Origin of the sequence: Micromonospora jinlongensis (genome assembly GCF_013410645.1) — a bacterium.
GTDB classification, from domain to species: domain Bacteria; phylum Actinomycetota; class Actinomycetes; order Mycobacteriales; family Micromonosporaceae; genus Micromonospora; species Micromonospora zamorensis.
Genome location: NZ_JACCHK010000001.1, coordinates 725,472 through 740,501, shown reverse-complemented (window position 1 = coordinate 740,501; position 15,030 = coordinate 725,472). Strand labels below are relative to the sequence as shown.

General features: G+C 72.2%; 13 protein-coding genes. 7 read left to right on the top strand and 6 right to left on the bottom strand.

The annotated features are described in order from the left end of the window. The first annotated feature begins 16 nt into the window (after positions 1–16). The 4 genes from HNR22_RS02765 (at position 17) to ctaD (ending at position 4,656) form a co-directional block, all read left to right on the top strand. Positions 17–1,174: a glycosyltransferase gene (locus HNR22_RS02765; RefSeq protein ID WP_179778920.1), complete on the top strand. Its 1,158-nt coding sequence runs from the start codon at positions 17–19 to the stop codon at positions 1,172–1,174. Positions 1,175–1,267: 93 nt separating this feature from the next. Beyond that, positions 1,268–1,726, top strand: a complete 459-nt coding sequence (locus HNR22_RS02760) for a DUF4383 domain-containing protein (RefSeq protein ID WP_179778918.1) — start codon at positions 1,268–1,270, stop codon at positions 1,724–1,726. Positions 1,727–1,816: 90 nt separating this feature from the next. After that, positions 1,817–2,539, top strand: a complete 723-nt coding sequence (locus tag HNR22_RS02755) for an ATP-binding protein (protein WP_179778916.1) — start codon at positions 1,817–1,819, stop codon at positions 2,537–2,539. Positions 2,540–2,664: 125 nt separating this feature from the next. Next, positions 2,665–4,656 carry an aa3-type cytochrome oxidase subunit I gene (gene ctaD, locus HNR22_RS02750; protein WP_179778914.1) on the top strand — a complete coding sequence of 664 codons (1,992 nt, stop codon included), beginning with the start codon at positions 2,665–2,667 and terminating at the stop codon, positions 4,654–4,656. A gap of 66 nt (positions 4,657–4,722) precedes the next feature. On the opposite strand, the gene HNR22_RS02745 is transcribed toward ctaD, so the two are convergent. Further along, a complete protein-coding gene (locus HNR22_RS02745) occupies positions 4,723–5,865 on the bottom strand; it encodes a SigB/SigF/SigG family RNA polymerase sigma factor (RefSeq protein ID WP_141909278.1) in 1,143 nt (380 codons plus the stop codon). A gap of 223 nt (positions 5,866–6,088) precedes the next feature. After that, positions 6,089–7,459 (bottom strand): hypothetical protein, encoded by a 1,371-nt coding sequence (locus HNR22_RS02740; RefSeq protein ID WP_179783372.1) that lies wholly within the window; start codon positions 7,457–7,459, stop codon positions 6,089–6,091. Positions 7,460–7,841: 382 nt separating this feature from the next. On the opposite strand from HNR22_RS02740, the gene HNR22_RS02735 reads away from it, so the two are divergent. Then, a complete protein-coding gene (locus tag HNR22_RS02735; protein ID WP_179778912.1) occupies positions 7,842–8,072 on the top strand; it encodes a CDGSH iron-sulfur domain-containing protein in 231 nt (76 codons plus the stop codon). A 237-nt stretch (positions 8,073–8,309) separates the two neighbouring features. Here the strand turns inward: HNR22_RS02735 and HNR22_RS02730 are convergent, their stop codons facing one another. Genes HNR22_RS02730 through HNR22_RS02720 form a run of 3 tightly spaced genes read right to left on the bottom strand, consistent with a single transcriptional unit; the run spans position 8,310 to position 12,328 of the window. Continuing rightward, positions 8,310–9,407, bottom strand: a complete 1,098-nt coding sequence (locus HNR22_RS02730) for an iron-containing redox enzyme family protein (RefSeq protein WP_179778911.1) — start codon at positions 9,405–9,407, stop codon at positions 8,310–8,312. Between the two features lie 49 nt (positions 9,408–9,456). Beyond that, on the bottom strand, positions 9,457–11,211 hold the full coding sequence (locus HNR22_RS02725) for a thiamine pyrophosphate-binding protein (protein WP_179778909.1): 1,755 nt from the start codon (positions 11,209–11,211) through the stop codon (positions 9,457–9,459). Further along, a complete protein-coding gene (locus HNR22_RS02720) occupies positions 11,204–12,328 on the bottom strand; it encodes a baeRF2 domain-containing protein (protein ID WP_179778907.1) in 1,125 nt (374 codons plus the stop codon). Before HNR22_RS02720 ends, HNR22_RS02725 begins: the two co-directional genes overlap by 8 nt. 142 nt (positions 12,329–12,470) lie before the next feature. On the opposite strand from HNR22_RS02720, the gene HNR22_RS02715 reads away from it, so the two are divergent. Next, positions 12,471–13,019 carry a hypothetical protein gene (locus tag HNR22_RS02715; RefSeq protein ID WP_179778906.1) on the top strand — a complete coding sequence of 183 codons (549 nt, stop codon included), beginning with the start codon at positions 12,471–12,473 and terminating at the stop codon, positions 13,017–13,019. A gap of 24 nt (positions 13,020–13,043) precedes the next feature. Here HNR22_RS02715 and HNR22_RS02710 read toward each other — a convergent pair whose 3' ends face one another. Beyond that, on the bottom strand, positions 13,044–13,382 hold the full coding sequence (locus tag HNR22_RS02710; RefSeq protein ID WP_179783371.1) for a DUF3817 domain-containing protein: 339 nt from the start codon (positions 13,380–13,382) through the stop codon (positions 13,044–13,046). A 155-nt stretch (positions 13,383–13,537) separates the two neighbouring features. On the opposite strand from HNR22_RS02710, the gene HNR22_RS02705 reads away from it, so the two are divergent. Then, a complete protein-coding gene (locus HNR22_RS02705) occupies positions 13,538–15,016 on the top strand; it encodes a glutamate-cysteine ligase family protein (RefSeq protein WP_179778904.1) in 1,479 nt (492 codons plus the stop codon). Positions 15,017–15,030: the final 14 nt, after the last annotated feature.

Sequence of the window (15,030 nt, the reverse complement as noted above, 5' to 3'; positions counted from 1 at the left end):
GGAAGGGACGAGCGCGATGAGCCTCACCGTGTTGATGAACGCCGGTCCGTGGCTGTCCGTGCCGCCGCCCGGTTACGGCGGTATCGAGAACGTGATCGCCACGCTGGTGCCGGAGCTGCGGCGACTCGGCGTCCGGGTGGTGCTCGCCTCGGTGGGCAGCAGCACCCTGCCCGTGGACGAGCAGATGTCGGTCTTCGACGACGGGCAGTTCGCGGCGTTGCAACGGCCGTACAACCAGGTCTGCGGAATCGCCCAGGCGCACCTGGCCGGTGTGGTCCGGGAGCTGCACTCCCGCGACGACATCGACCTGGTGCACGACCACGTGGAGGCGGTCGGCCTGGCCACTCTCGCCGCGATGGGTCCCGCCGGCCCGCCGACCCTGCACACCCTGCACTGGGACCTGGCCAAGCACCCCGCGCTCTACGGCGGCCTGGACGGTGGTGACCGGGTCCGGGTCAACGGTGTCTCCGCGTCGCAGCTGGCCCGCGCCCCGCTCGCGTTGCGGGAGCACTCGGTGGGGCACGTGCACCTGTCCACCCCGCTCGCCGTGCAGGCCGACCGGCGGCCCCGACCGGAGAAGGGCGAACATCTGCTCATCCTCGGCCGGATCAACCCGGGCAAGGGGCAGGACGTGGGTGCCCGGCTGGCACACCGGGTCGGGTTCCCGCTGGTCCTGGCGGGGCCGGTCGGTCCGTACCATCGGCCGGCCGATCTGGCCGCCGCGGGCGATGAGGCCCGGCAGAACCCGGACGTGCGGTTCTTCCTCGACGAGGTGGCGCCGCACGTCGACGGTGACCTGGTCCGCTGGATCGGCACCGTGGCCGGTCAGGAGCGGGACGACCTGCTCGCCAGCGCCCGCGCGTCGCTGTTCCCGTTGCGCTGGGAGGAGCCCGGTGGCACGGCGGTGGTCGAGTCGCTCGCCCTGGGCACGCCGGTGGTGGCGACCGCCCGGGGCTGCCTGCCGGAGCTGATCGAGCACGGCCGCACCGGGCTGCTCACCACCGACGAGGAGGAGCTGGGCGACCTCGTGGTCGCCAGCGACCTGCTCGATCCCGACGAGTGCCGGCGGGTGGCCGCGCAGCGGTTCACTCCGGCGGTGATGGCCCAGCGCTACGTCGAGCTGTACGAGCGGGTCCGCCAGCTGTCCAGCGCGCCGAGGCTGCTGCCGGCCTGAACGTCAGCGCGACGGTGACTGGGCGGTGGTTTGTCGGCGGCGGCAGCGGGTAGGCGGCAGCGCTCATGCCCGCCGCGCAGCGAGGAGCCGGGAATGGTCGGACCGATGGCCCACTCCCGGGCCCGACCCAACCCCGCCGACGGCAAGCCGCTGGTCCGGCGCGCGGCGGCGACGGTCGGGGTGCTGTTCCTGCTGATCGGTGTGCTCGGCTTCGTGCCGGGGATCACCAGCGGCATGGACGACCTGCGCTTCGCCGGCCACGGCTCGGGCGCCTTCCTGTTCGGCGTCTTCCAGGTGTCGGTGCTGCACAACCTGGTGCACCTGGCGTTCGGGGTGGCGGGGCTGGTGCTGGCACGGACGGTGACCGGCGCGCGGACGTTCCTGGTCGGCGGCGGCGCCGTCTACCTGGTGCTCTGGCTGTACGGACTGGCGGTGGACCACGACACCGGGGCGAACGTCCTACCGGTGAACGACGCCGACGACTGGCTGCACCTGGGCCTGGGCATCGGCATGATCGCGTTGGGTCTGCTGACCGGGCGACCCCGCCGGTGACCTGCCTCGCCCTCGGCGCCGGGCCCGTTTGATCCGCTTCCACCCCGGGTAGTGGGGAGATCCCGACCCCGGAGCGAATCGAGGGCACCAATGTCGAGCCGGATCACCTGCGAGGTGTGCACCACGGCACCGGTGGCGGTCGTCCGACTCACCGGCGCCCTGGACCTGGGCACCATGCGGTCGGTGCACCGCGCGCTCAGCGACGCGCTGGTCGACCAGCCGGACGCGCTGGTGGTCGACCTGGCCGAGGTCGATGTCAAGGACAGGCTGGCGCTGTCCGTCTTCGCCGCGACGGCTCGTCGGGCCGAGGAGTGGCCGGCCGTGCCGGTGGTGCTCTGTGCCCCGTCGCCGGTCGCCGCGCGTTGGCTGTCCGAGTCGTCCACGTGCCGGGTGGTCCCGGTGTCCCCGGACTGCGCGGAGGCGACGCGCGTGGCGGGGGCCACGTTGCGGATGCGGGCCCGGCTGGAGCCGGTGGCCGAGGCCTGCCGACGCGCTCGGGAGCTGGTCACCGACGCGTGTACGCGGTGGAATCTGCCCGACGCGTCCGGCCCGGCCGCGCTGGTGCTCAGCGAGCTGGTCGGCAACGTGGTCCGGCACGCCGGCACGCCGATGCAGGTGACGGTGACCCTGCGCCGGCCGTATCTGCACCTGGCGGTCGTGGACGGCAGCAGCGCGCAGGCCCGGGAGGGCGGGACGGACCTGCACGCCGAGGGCGGGCGGGGGTTGCTGCTGGTCCGCGAGCTGGCGCAGCGGTGGGGCAGCGTGCGGGCCGGTCAGGGCAAGGCCGTCTGGGCGATGCTGCCCGCGACCTGAGCGATGGCGGTGGGGTGCGCCGGTACTGGCGATCTGACCGAAATTACCGCTCTGGGCTGGTTACATGGGGAGAGGGTCGGGTAGGCACGCCCGTCCTTTCTGCCGTCACGACGGGGTGAGCAACCATGCCCAAGCGGGTAACCACGGAACCCGGTCGAGATCGGGGCCCGGCGATCCTGGCTCCGGCCCGTTTCGGGGGCTTCCCCGGAGCGGTACGCGCACCGGTCCCCGGCAACTCGTTAATCAAGTTCCTCGCCACCACCGACCACAAGCAAATCGGCCTGCTGTATCTGCTGACCTCCTTCGGCTTCTTCGTCCTGGCCGGCCTGGAGGCGATGGTGATGCGGGCCGAACTGGCCCGCCCGGGGATGCAGTTCCTGTCCCCGGAGCAGTACAACCAGCTCTTCACCTCGCACGGCGCGGTGATGCTGCTGCTGTTCGCCACGCCCGCGGCCTTCGGGTTCGCCAACTACATCGTGCCGATCCAGATCGGCGCGCCGGACGTGTCGTTCCCCCGCCTCAACGCCCTCGCCTACTGGTTGTACCTGTTCGGCGGGCTGATGGTCGTCGGCGGCTTCCTCACACCCCAGGGTTCCGCCGACTTCGGCTGGACGGCGTACACGCCACTGAGCAGCTACGAGAACTCCCCCGGGGTGGGCGCGAACATGTGGGTGCTCGGCCTGGTCGTCTCCGGGCTCGGCACCATCCTCGGCGCGGTCAACCTGATCACCACGATCCTGACCCTGCGCGCCCCCGGCATGACCATGTTCCGGATGCCGATCTTCACCTGGAACATGCTGTTCACCAGTGTGCTGGTGATCCTCGTCTTCCCGCTGCTGGCCGCCGCACTGCTGGCGCTCTCCGCGGACCGGTTGCTCAACGCCCACGTGTACGACGCGGCCACCGGCGGCCCGATGCTCTGGCAGCACCTGTTCTGGTTCTTCGGCCATCCCGAGGTGTACATCATCGCGTTGCCGTTCTTCGGCATCATCACCGAGATCATCCCGGTCTTCTCCCGCAAGCCGATCTTCGGCTACACCGGGCTGGTGCTCGCCACCATCGCGATCACCGTGCTGTCCATGACGGTCTGGGCGCACCACATGTTCGCCACCGGGCAGGTGCTCCTGCCGTTCTTCAGCATCCTGAGCTACCTGATCGCGGTGCCCACCGGCGTGAAGTTCTTCAACTGGATCGGCACCATGTGGAAGGGGCAGCTCACCTTCGAGACACCGATGCTGTTCGCCATCGGCTTCCTCGTCACGTTCCTGCTCGGCGGCCTCACCGGCGTCCTGCTGGCCAGCCCGCCGGTCGACTGGCACACCCACGACAGCTACTTCGTGGTGGCGCACTTCCACTACGTGGTGTTCGGCACCGTGGTCTTCGCCCTCTTCGGCGGCTACTACTTCTGGTGGCCCAAGATGACCGGGCGACTGCTCGACGAGCGGCTCGGCAAGTTGCACTTCTGGACCATGTTCATCGGCTTCCACGGCACCTTCCTCGTGCACCACTGGCTGGGCAACGAGGGCATGCCCCGCCGGTACGCCGACTACCTGCCCACCGACGGCTTCACCACCCTGAACACCATCTCCACGATCTTCTCGTTCATCCTCGGCGCGTCCACCCTGTTCTTCATCTACAACGCGTGGAAGTCCTGGCGGTACGGGGCGGTGGTGACGGTGGACGACCCGTGGGGCTTCGGCAACTCGTTGGAGTGGGCCACCAGCTGCCCGCCGCCGCTGCGCAACTTCGACCGGATGCCCCGGATCCGGTCTGAGCGCCCCGCCTTCGACCTGAAGTACGGCCCGCTCGTCGCCGACCTGGGCCGGGACCTGCCGCAGCGCACCACCAAGCCGCCGCAGCAGTTCGCCGACGAACTGCGGATGGAACACCACGCCCCGGAGTCGCCGTCGGCCGAGGGCGCGCACGGTGCCCGCGACGCAACCGACTACCAGCCGGCGCCGCGTTCCGGTGCCCGACCGGTGGACGTGCCGGAACCCGAGGGTGTCCGTCGGCCCAGCTTCGAGGAGAGCGACCCGCCCAAGGACGCCGACGACGCGCCGAAGCCGCACGAACGCTGGCGCCACCCGCACAGCGACGGCAACCCCGAGGAGCACTGACCAGGGGTACGCGCAGAGAAGGGCCGACACCCGCCGGGTGTCGGCCCTTCGCCCGTACGTGTGCGGTCAGTCCCGGGCCGGCGCCAGGCCGGCGGCGGTGAGCGAGCGGCGCACCGCGGGCTGCACCCGGGTCAGCCGCAACGGCACCCCGGTCCGCTCCGCCGCGTCCCGTCCGGCCATCAGCGCGGCGATTCCGCCGGCGTCGAAACCACCAGCGCCGACCAGGTCGACGACCACCTCGCTGGGCTGGCCGGTGACCGCCTCCAGCATGGCCCGGCGCAGCTGGTCCGCGCCGTCGCGGTCGATCTCGCCGCCGACCTCGACGACCACCCGGTCGCCGTTCTGCTTGACCGAGATCCGGGTCTTGCCCGGGTCGGGCTCGGCGGCGCCGTTCTGCCACGGTGGCGGCGCGTCGGCGAGCATCGCCTGGCGCAGCCAGGTGAGCGCCCGCGACAGCAGCCGGGACACGTGCATCTGCGAGATGCCGAACCGGGCGGCGATCTCCGCCTGGGTCTGGTTGCCGTAGAACCGCATCGCCAGGATGCGCCGCTCACGCCAGGGGAGCCGGTGCAGCAGGCCGCTCACCGTGACCCGGTCGTCGACGGATTCGAGCGCGTTGTCCGACTCGCCGACGAGGTCCCCGAACTCCGCGGAGCTCTCCCCGCCCACCGGGGCGTTGAGTGAGGCGGGGCTGTAGCCGGCCGCCGACTCCAGCGCGGCGAGGATCTCCGCCTGCGGGGTCTCCAGTCGGGCCGACAGCTCGGCCACCGACGGGGCCCGGGACAACTCGCTGGTCAACGCCGCGGTGGCCTGCCCCACCTCGAGGATGAGGTCGCGCAGCCGGCGGGGCACGTGCACGCCCCAGGTCCGGTCCCGGAAGTGTCGTTTGATCTCGCCCACGATGGTGATCGCGGCGTACGCGGTGAAGGAGCCCCGTTCCGGGTCATACCGGTCGACGGCGTTGACCAGCCCCAGCCGGGCCACCTGCTCCAGGTCCTCCAGCGGCTCTCCACGACCCCGGTACCGGCGGGCCAGGCGCCCGGCGAAGGGCAACGCGAAGCGCACCAGGTCGTCCCGGGCCTCTCCCCGCCGCTCCGGCGGCAGCCCTTCGATCCGGGCCGCGTACGCCAGTGCCGCCGCGTCGAGATCCTCCAGACCTCGATCGGTGGGTGGTGGTGTGGTCGTGGTCGTACTCGTCTGTCCGAACATCCGCGCCTCCCTCAGGAAGGTCCCCCGCCCGGATCGGGAAACCGGTCGTGCGCGTGGTCGAGCCACGCACCGGGCCGGAAAAGTGGGTCAGTGACTGGGATGCCAGCGGGCGACACCGCCTCTACGCAGCGCAATCAGGCCGTCGCAGCCAGCGATGTTCCCGCTCCGTAGGTACTCAATCACGGGACCCAGGGTTCGCGAGGATGTTTCGGCGTCCTCCGTCTCAGGAGACCAGCAACCCCTGGTGGCCGCCGCTGTCGCGGAGCACGGCGAGGGCCTCGGCGGCCCCCAGCGGGGGCGGCACGGGCAGGTCGTACGGCTGGGCACGCATGACCTCGGTGGCCCGGCGGGTGGGCACGGAGGTCACCGGGTACCCGCGGGCGCTCGTCCGGTCCAACGCCCGACGTCGTCGCCCGAACCCGGCCACGGCCAGCCACTGGGGCAGCCCCGCCAGTGCGGGCGAGCGCATCCCGGGCGGCTCGGGCAACACGTCCACCGAGCTGAACGCCTCGCTGCCGGCCAGCCACCACTCGGCCTCGTCGACGGTGCGCCGGGTGGCGTTCTCGCACCAGTACGGCACCAGCCCCGCCCGCACCACCTGCCACGGGTCGAGCAGCCGGCCGCATTCCACCACCAACCGGTCACCGGTCTTACCGGCGCCGCGCAGCCACCGCCGGTACAGGTCGGCGACCCCCGCGCTCAACGCCGCCGGTCGGGGCACCAGCACCCGGTGCAGCGGGTGCTCGTGGCGTGCCGACCAGTCCCGCGCGGCCGTCTCGAAGCCCGGGTCGACGCCGTGCTCGGCGTGACCCGCCGGTACGGACACCTCCGGGGGCTCCCACCGGGCCACGCTGCCGCCGACGGAGCGCAGGACCTGCCGCAGCGCGTGGCTGTCCGGGTGGAAGTCCACCGGGTCCAGCCCGCTGGCCGGGCAGCCGACCTGGAAGCTGTGTCCGGCGCCGCGCTCCAGGACCGGCCAGGTGCGCGCGTCGTGGACCAGCAGCACCGGGGCGCCGGGGAGCAGGCGGTCGGCCAGGAACTGCGCGTACGCGGCCGGCAGGGCCCTCCACGCGGCGGTCAGCGCCACTGTCGCGCCGGCCAGCGCGCCACGGCTGGCCGGGCAGTGCACCTGCCGCAGGTGCAGGTCGGCGTTCCCGGCGAGCAGTCGGGCGGCGAGTGTCGCGCCGTGCTCCAGGGCGGCCGCCGGGCGGTCCACCGCTCCGTCGGACCAGTGCACGATCATGTCGAAGCCGGCCGGCAGCAGCGGCACGCCGAGGGCCACCGCGAGGTGTGCCGCACCGCCGTGCGGGGAGCCGATCAGCACTCCCGGGTAGCGCCGGCGGGGGTACTGGTCGACGAACCAGCGGGCCACCCGGGCGGCGTCCACCTCGTCGGCCTGGGCCACGGTCAGCGCGACCCGACCGGCGGCGCGGGTGACCGCGGCACGGCGTACCGGCTCGGGCGCACCGGGGAACCGCGACGTCGGCCCGGTCTGGCCGAGGTCGGCGCAGTCCACCCCGCGCAGCGCCCGGGCGGTGGCGGCGACCAGGACCCGGGCGGCGCTGCCCGCGGCCACGACCCGGTCGCCGGCCATACCGGCGCCATCGGCCGTCAGCCCCTTGTGCACCTTGTGCACCGGGCCCACCTTGCCTCGTTCGCTCACCACGCGGCCCGGCTTCCCGTCCCGATGGGGTTCAAACGGGGCATCACCCACCCGGCGGCACATTCCGCCGGTCGGCGGGGTGCCCCGGTCATCCTCGGCGTTCGGCGACGATCGACGGGAGCGGGCCGGCAACCGCCTTCTCCCACCTGCCGGGACATGGACGGTGATCGACTCGGATTTCCTGACATCGGGGTGTCCGAGTCGACGGGATACCGCGGTTTCGGCAAACCCGAGTCGATCTCGGCCGTCACCCTGAGGACGGCCGAAGGACGGCCCGGGTTTCGCCCGGGCCAGGGCGGGCACTTCCGGGGCCATGCGCACCGACGACACCAGCGAGCCAGCCGCCGCCACGATCACCCCGTACGAGGACGGCCCGCTGCTGGTCCGCGGCGACTTCGAGCTGGTCACCCCGGACGGCGAGCGCATCGACGCGCGCCGGGGCACTGTGGCGTTGTGCCGGTGCGGCAAGTCGGCGCTCAAGCCCTTCTGCGACGGCACCCACAAGGCGATCAACTTCCGCGCGGGCACCACCCGCCAGGGGTGACCGCACGTCGCCACGTCACGCAGCGAGAGCGCGCGGACGGGCCACACCAGAGGAAGCACGCCACCTTTGCTCTGCACCCGTCCACGCGACGGTTACGGAGCGTGCGTGGCGCGTGGGCGGGTGCAGAGCAAAGGGAGCCACCCGCACGGCAAGCCCCCGCCCAACGGCCGGCGCTCTCGCAGGCCCACACGGGTTGGCGTGATCCGTCGGCTTCCCGGGTGTGACGAGCCCTTCGGATCAGACGAGCGCGGACGGGGCCGGCGGGGCAACCGCGGGCGACGCGACAAGCGAGACGGTCGGTGGCACGGTCGGCGGAGCGGGTGGCCGCAGCGAGCTGCGGCCGGCGGCCCAGCTGTCCAACAGGTGCGCGGCGAACAACCGGTCCACCGCGAGTCCGGCCGCCGCGCCGAAGAGCACGTCGGGGGCGAGGGTCGGCTCGACACGGACCAGGCCGCCGCACATGTCGTGCGCGGCGATCTGCTCGTGCACCGCGTCGGCCTCGACGTGCTCGTCGTAGAAGCGGGTGGCGACCTCGTCGAAACCGAGGCGGCGTAGCCCGTTGCCGTAGCGGCGGTTCGGCAGCGAGGACGTCATCTCGAACGCGGCCAGGTGCCCGAGCAGCGCGCCGCGCAGCCGTCGGTGCAGGCCGAAGAGCGACATCAGGTTGTTGGTCGCCAGGGTCACCGCCGGCACGGCGTCCAGGTGAGCGGCGTACGCGGTGTCCAGCCCCAGCCGGTCGAGGGTGCGGCGGAACAGCTCGGCGTGCATCCGGTCCAGCTGGCCGTTGCCGTACTCGTCGGTCTGGATCTCCACGAGCGCGGCCTTGGCCGGGCCACCGAGGCGGGGCAGCGCCCAGCTGTGCGGGTCCGCCTCACGCAGGTGGTAGATGGAACGGTGGACGACGAACTCGCGGAACTGGGTGAGGTCGGCGCGCCGTTGCAGCGTCGCGGCCAGCGGCGGCCCGTCGTCGGCCGCGACCAGCTCGGTCAGGCCGGCCGCCACCCCGGCGGCGGGCACCGTCGGCGTCCCGACCAACCGGCGCAGTGCCGCCTCGAAGACCCGTTCGCAGCGGGCGCGCAGCGCGAGCAACGTCGGCTGCCACTCCCACGAGTCGTCCACCCCGAGCCAGCCCCGGTAGTGCAGCTCGTAGCAGAGGAACAGGGTCAGTTGCAGGTCCTCATCGGTGATCGGATCCGCCGGGTCGAGGTCGACGCCGAGACCGGTCGGCAGGTCGTGCGGCGGGCGCCGCAGAGCCTCGACCACCGCCGCGGAGAGCGGGCCGCGCGGCCGCGGCAGGATCGCCGGGCCGTAGCGGCGGTCAGCGGTCTCGGACATGGGACCTCCAGCATCGTTGGGCCGCTTCTGATGCCCTGGCCCAGGGCGGCTAAACGAGGTCGTCGGCGTTCGCGGTGAGCGTCACCTGCTCCCGAACCTTCCGGGCGGGAGCGCCTTCGGCGTACAGACCGCGTAGGTCGGCGAACGCCGGTTCCGGCGGCGCCAACGACACCGCCGGGTCGACAACCGCCTCCAGTACGCAGGGACGGTCCGCCGCGAGGGCCTCGTCCCAGGCCGCGCCGACCAGCTCCGGGCGGTCCACCCGCACCCCGTGCAGCCCGAGCAGCCGGGCCCAACCGGCGTACGGCACGTCGGGTCGGCGGCGGGTCGGGTCGGTCGACGGCTCCCGCCCGCCACCCATGCCGTTCTGGTCGCGGTTGTTGAGCACCAGCACCACCAGCCGGGGGTCTCGCCACTGCTGCCAGTGGTGCGACACGGTGATCAGCTCGGCGAGCCCGTTGAGCTGCATCGCCCCGTCGCCGACCAGCGCGATCACCGGTTGGTCGGGGGCGGCGAGCTTGGCGGCCACCGCGTACGGCAGAGCGCAGCCCATCGAGCCGAGCGTGCCGCACAGGTGGGCTTTCACCCCGGGTGGCAGGGTGAGGTGCCGGGCGTACCAGTAGAGGACCGAGCCGACGTCGACAGCGACCGCGCCGCTGCCTGGCATCCGGGCGGACAGCTCCTGGAGGACGAGTTGCGGGTTGACCGGGTCGGCGGGTGCGGCGACCCGCTCGGCGGCGACCTCCCGCCACCGGTCCACCGAGCTCTCCACGGTGGCGCGCCACTGCTGCTCGGGCCGGCCGCGCAGGCGGGTCAGCAGCGCCCGCAGTGTTTCGGCGGCGTCACCGACCAGCGGCACGTCGGCCGGGTAGCGGGTGCCGATCCGGCGGCCGTCGATGTCGATCTGCACCGTGCGGGCCTGCTCGGGCATCGGGAAGTAGTCGGTCCACGGGTCGTTGGTGCCGACCATCAGCAGCGTGTCGCAGCCACCCATCAGCTCGGCCGCCGCCGGGGTGCCGACCTCGCCGAGCACCCCGGTGTGAAACGGCAACCGCTCGTCGAGGACCGGCTTGCCCAGCAGTGAGGTGGCCACCCCGGCGCCGAGCCGGTCGGCGATCTCGATGATCTCGGGGGCCGCGTCCCGACCGCCCTGGCCCACCAGAATCGCGACGCGCTGGCCGCCGCCGAGCAGTTGGGCGGCGGCGTCGAGGTCCACCTCGTGGGGCAGCACCCGGGCCAGCGGCTCACCCGGGGTCGCCGTGATCACCCCGGCGGCGTACGTCTGCAGGTCGGGCACCACGGCTTCCTGCAACTGCCGGGGCAGCACGACGCAGGTCGGGCTGCGGGTCGCCGCCGCCGTCCGGAACGCCTGGTCCAGCAGCGCCCCCACGTCCTCGGGGCTGCGGCCGTAGCGGACGAACTGGTTGCACACGTCGCCGAAGAGGCGACTCAGACCGATCTCCTGGTGGGCGCCGCCGAGCGGCCCGGAGATGTCCTCCCCGACGATCGCCACCACCGGCTTGCTGTCCAGCTTGGCGTCGTAGAGGCCGTTGAGCAGCTGGACGGCGCTGGGCCCCTGGGTGGCGAGGCAGACCCCGATACCGCCGGTGAACTTGGCGTGCCCGGTGGCCATGAACGAGGCGGTTTCCTCGTGCCGCGCCGGGATGAACGCCGGCTCACCGCCGGTGCGGTCCAACGCCTCGATCAGCGGGGCGATCGCCTCACCCGGATACCCGAAGGCGCGGGGCACCCGCCAGGCCAGGAGCCGCTCCACCACCAGATCCGCGACCCGCCGCTCAGCCATTCTCGCGCCCCGGTGTGCTGGGGTCGACGTAGCGCAGCACCGCGCCGACGCCGTCTGTGAGCTCGGGTGCCTCCTCGGGGCCCAGCACGGTCAGCGCCGCGTCGGTGCCGACGAGTGCCCGGACGAGTGCCGCGTCGGCGCGTACCCGCTGCGGGTCGGTCACCGACATCGAGGCCAACTGCCCCGGGTCGACGGCGATCTCGGTCGGCTCGGCGCCGATCCACAGCTCGCCGTTGGCCGACGGGTCGTCCACGATGATCATCGTGTCCACCTGGTTGCGTTGCAGGGCCGAGACGACCGCGTCGAGCCCGCCGCCCACGTCCTCCTGCACACCGAACCTGTCCAGCGCGGCGCTGATCCGTTGATCGGCGACCTCCGCGATGGTCTGCACGGTGAGGTCGTCCAGCATCGTCTGGTCGGCGCCTTCCGCCCGCGAGCCCGCGTCGGTGCGCACCATGAGGTCCTGCCAGCGCTCGGGCATCTGGGCGGCGATCATCCCCGTGGCCCGGACGTCCCCGGCGATCACCACCACCTCCGCGCCGACCTTCTCGGCCAGCTGCACGGTCGCCGCGGTGACGTCGCCGGCGTTGCGGTGCCAGGCCTCCATGGCGGCCTTCTGGTAGATGTCCTGGGACCAGCCGCCGGGCTGTGGTTTGCGCAGCGGGAAGGTCTCCCGACCGACGACGTGGGCCCGCCGGGGCACTCCTCCGGCGCTGATCGCGATGGCGTCCGCGCCGATCCGGTCGGCCAGCACCCGCACCCACGCCACCTGTTCGCCCCGCTGGGCGAGCAACGGCATCACGTGCGGAAGCGGCGCGTAACTGGCCAGGTCGCGCAGTGGTGGCGCGGACAGGTACTCGGAGAGCACCACCCGGCCGTGACTGGCGAAGACGGCCAGGCCGTATTCGCCCACCATCGGGTCGTGGCCACGGATCACCCGGTCCAGCGCGGCGATGCTCGCCTCGTCGGCTCCCTGTTCCATGAGCCGACGCTCCAGGGCGCGCCAGCGCAGGTCCAGTGCGGGATGGGCGTCCTCCGTGTTTGCGGAGGCGTCCAGATACACCGAGCACCACGGCCCGGGACGGTCGTAGAGCGGGCGCAGGAAGGACAGCTGCATGCTCGACCCCTTTCCAGCTCGGCCCCCCGCTTACCCGGGTCGCCCGGGATGTCACCTCGTGGCCGTGAGCCCGTGACCAGGTTTCATTCACGTCGTTCAACCGAGGACGTCGATACGATCTGTGAACACATGCGGACTCTCGGTGGTGGGAATGGACAGCGGACTCGAAACCCGACGGATCGTGCACCCGACGGAGCGCATCGTCACCGGGCGGTTGATCCGCCTGCTCGACGGCTACACGCGCGAGGTGCGCATCGGGCAACCGGTGCTGGTGGCGGTGCTCGCGGCGGCGGCGTTCGCGCGGCTGCCCGCCCTGCTGCTGCGCTCGCTCTTCTCCTTCGGCGGTGGCGGCACCCGCCGGCGCTGGAAGGAGTTGAAGCAGGGTCCGGAATATCTGGTCACGCCGGTGCGACTGCGTAACACCGCGGGGCAGCTCTGCGAGGTGGAGCTGCACGGTCACCTGCCGCAGAGCGCCCTGCACCCGGCGGACCAGGTGCAGCTCACCCTGCGCCCGCAGCGGGACCCGGAGCTGCCGCCCCGCATCGAGCGGATCGTCAACCTCACCACGGGGCAGCTGCTGACCCCGCGTACCGCGACGCTCTGGTCGCACCTCGGGCCGCCGCTGCTGTTGCAGGCGTTCCTGGGCGCGCTGCTGCTGGCCGGCGTCGTGGCCTGCTCCGCGCTGACCTGACCGCTCAGGCAGGCGGCCGGCGGGTCAGCCGACCGGGGCGGGCTCGCGGGCCGGTTGGCGGTCGACGCCGAGCATCCCCCGGCGGCGGGCCCAACGCTCGAAGGCCAGGGTGGCGAACGGCGGCACCGCGCTGGCCAGAGCCACCGCCGTGGCCAGCAGGCTCCACCGGCGCAGCCGGGCCACGGCCAGCACCAGCAGGACGTACGCGACGAAGAGGCCGCCATGGATCGGCCCGAAGATCTTGACACCCAGCTGGTTGTCCGGCGGGCCGTACTTGACCAGCATGCCGACCAGCAGGGCCAGCCAGGAGCAGGCCTCGGCGATCGCCGCCGCGACGAACAACCGGGTCACCTTCTCGCGCATCCGCACGCCACCACCTCTCAGGGCCGTAATGCTAACGGGGCGGCCTGACTGGGCTATCAGGGCGGGCAGGTGGGTAGGAAGGGACCATCGGGTCTTTCCCCGCCCGCCGAGGACGTGCGAGGTTAGGGGGGACCAGCGGTGACAAGGTGGTGACCATGGGCGAGGACGTCGGCGTACGAACCTTCAGTCGAGAAGACCGGGCCCGTTATCGCGACAAGGTCCGCCGCTGCCTGGACGTCTTCGCCGAGATGCTGCGCGAGTCTCGTTTCGACGTGGACCGGCCCCTGACCGGCGTGGAGATTGAGCTGAACCTCGTCGACGAGGCGTCGAATCCGGCGATGCGCAACGCCGACGTGCTGGCGGCCATCGCCGATCCGAGCTTCCAGACCGAGTTGGGCCAGTTCAACGTCGAGATCAACGTGCCGCCGCGCCGGCTGGCCGGCACCGGCACCGCCGACTTCGAGGAGTACGTGCGGGCCAGCCTCAACGCCGCCGAGGTGAAGGCCCGGGCGATCGGCGCCCACATGGTCATGATCGGCATTCTGCCGACACTGCGCCCGGAGCACCTGACCGCTGAGACGCTCTCGGCCAACCCCCGCTACAAGCTGCTCAACGAGCAGATCTTCGCGGCCCGCGGTGAGGATCTGCCGATCGCCATCAGCGGCGTGGAGCGGCTGGCCGTCACCGCCGACACGATCACCCCCGAGGCGGCCTGCACCAGCACCCAGTTCCACCTGCAGGTCAGCCCGGCCCAGTTCGCCGACTACTGGAACGCCGCCCAGGCGATCGCCGGCATCCAGGTCGCGGTCGGCGCGAACTCGCCGCTGTTCTTCGGCCGGGAGCTGTGGCGCGAGACCCGCATCCCGCTGTTTCAGCAGGCGACCGACACCCGGTCGGAAGAGATCAAAGCCCAGGGGGTACGCCCCAGGGTCTGGTTCGGCGAACGTTGGATCACCAACGTGTTCGACCTGTTCGAGGAGAACGTGCGATATTTTCCGGCGCTGCTGCCGGTCTGCGACCCGGAGGACCCGACGCAGGCCCTCGCGGCCGGCGAGGTGCCCAGCCTCGCCGAGTTGCGCCTGCACAACGGCACCGTCTACCGGTGGAACCGCCCGGTGTACGACGTGTCGCGCGGCCGACCGCACCTGCGGGTGGAAAACCGGGTGCTGCCCGCCGGCCCGACCGTGCTGGACACCATCGCCAACGGCGCCTTCTACTTCGGACTGGTCCGCGCCCTCGCCGAATCGGATCGGCCACTGTGGTCACAGATGTCGTTCAGCGCCGCCGAGGAAAACTTCACCAGCTGCGCCCGGCACGGCATCGACGCGCAGGTGTTCTGGCCCGGCCTCGGCTACCTGCCGGTGACCGAGCTGGTGCTGCGCCGGTTGTTGCCGATGGCGCATCACGGTCTGGACCGGTGGGGCCTCGACCCGGCCGAGCGCGACCGTCTGCTCGGCATCATCGAGCAGCGCTGCCTGACCAGCCGCAACGGCGCGACCTGGCAGGTGGAGACGCTGCACCGACTGGAGTCCGCCGACCACCTGGACCGGCCGGAGGCGCTGCGCGAGGTGGTCCGCCACTACGTGGACCTGATGCACAGCAACCGGCCGGTGCACGAGTGGCCGATCCCGTGAGCGCCCCGGGTGGC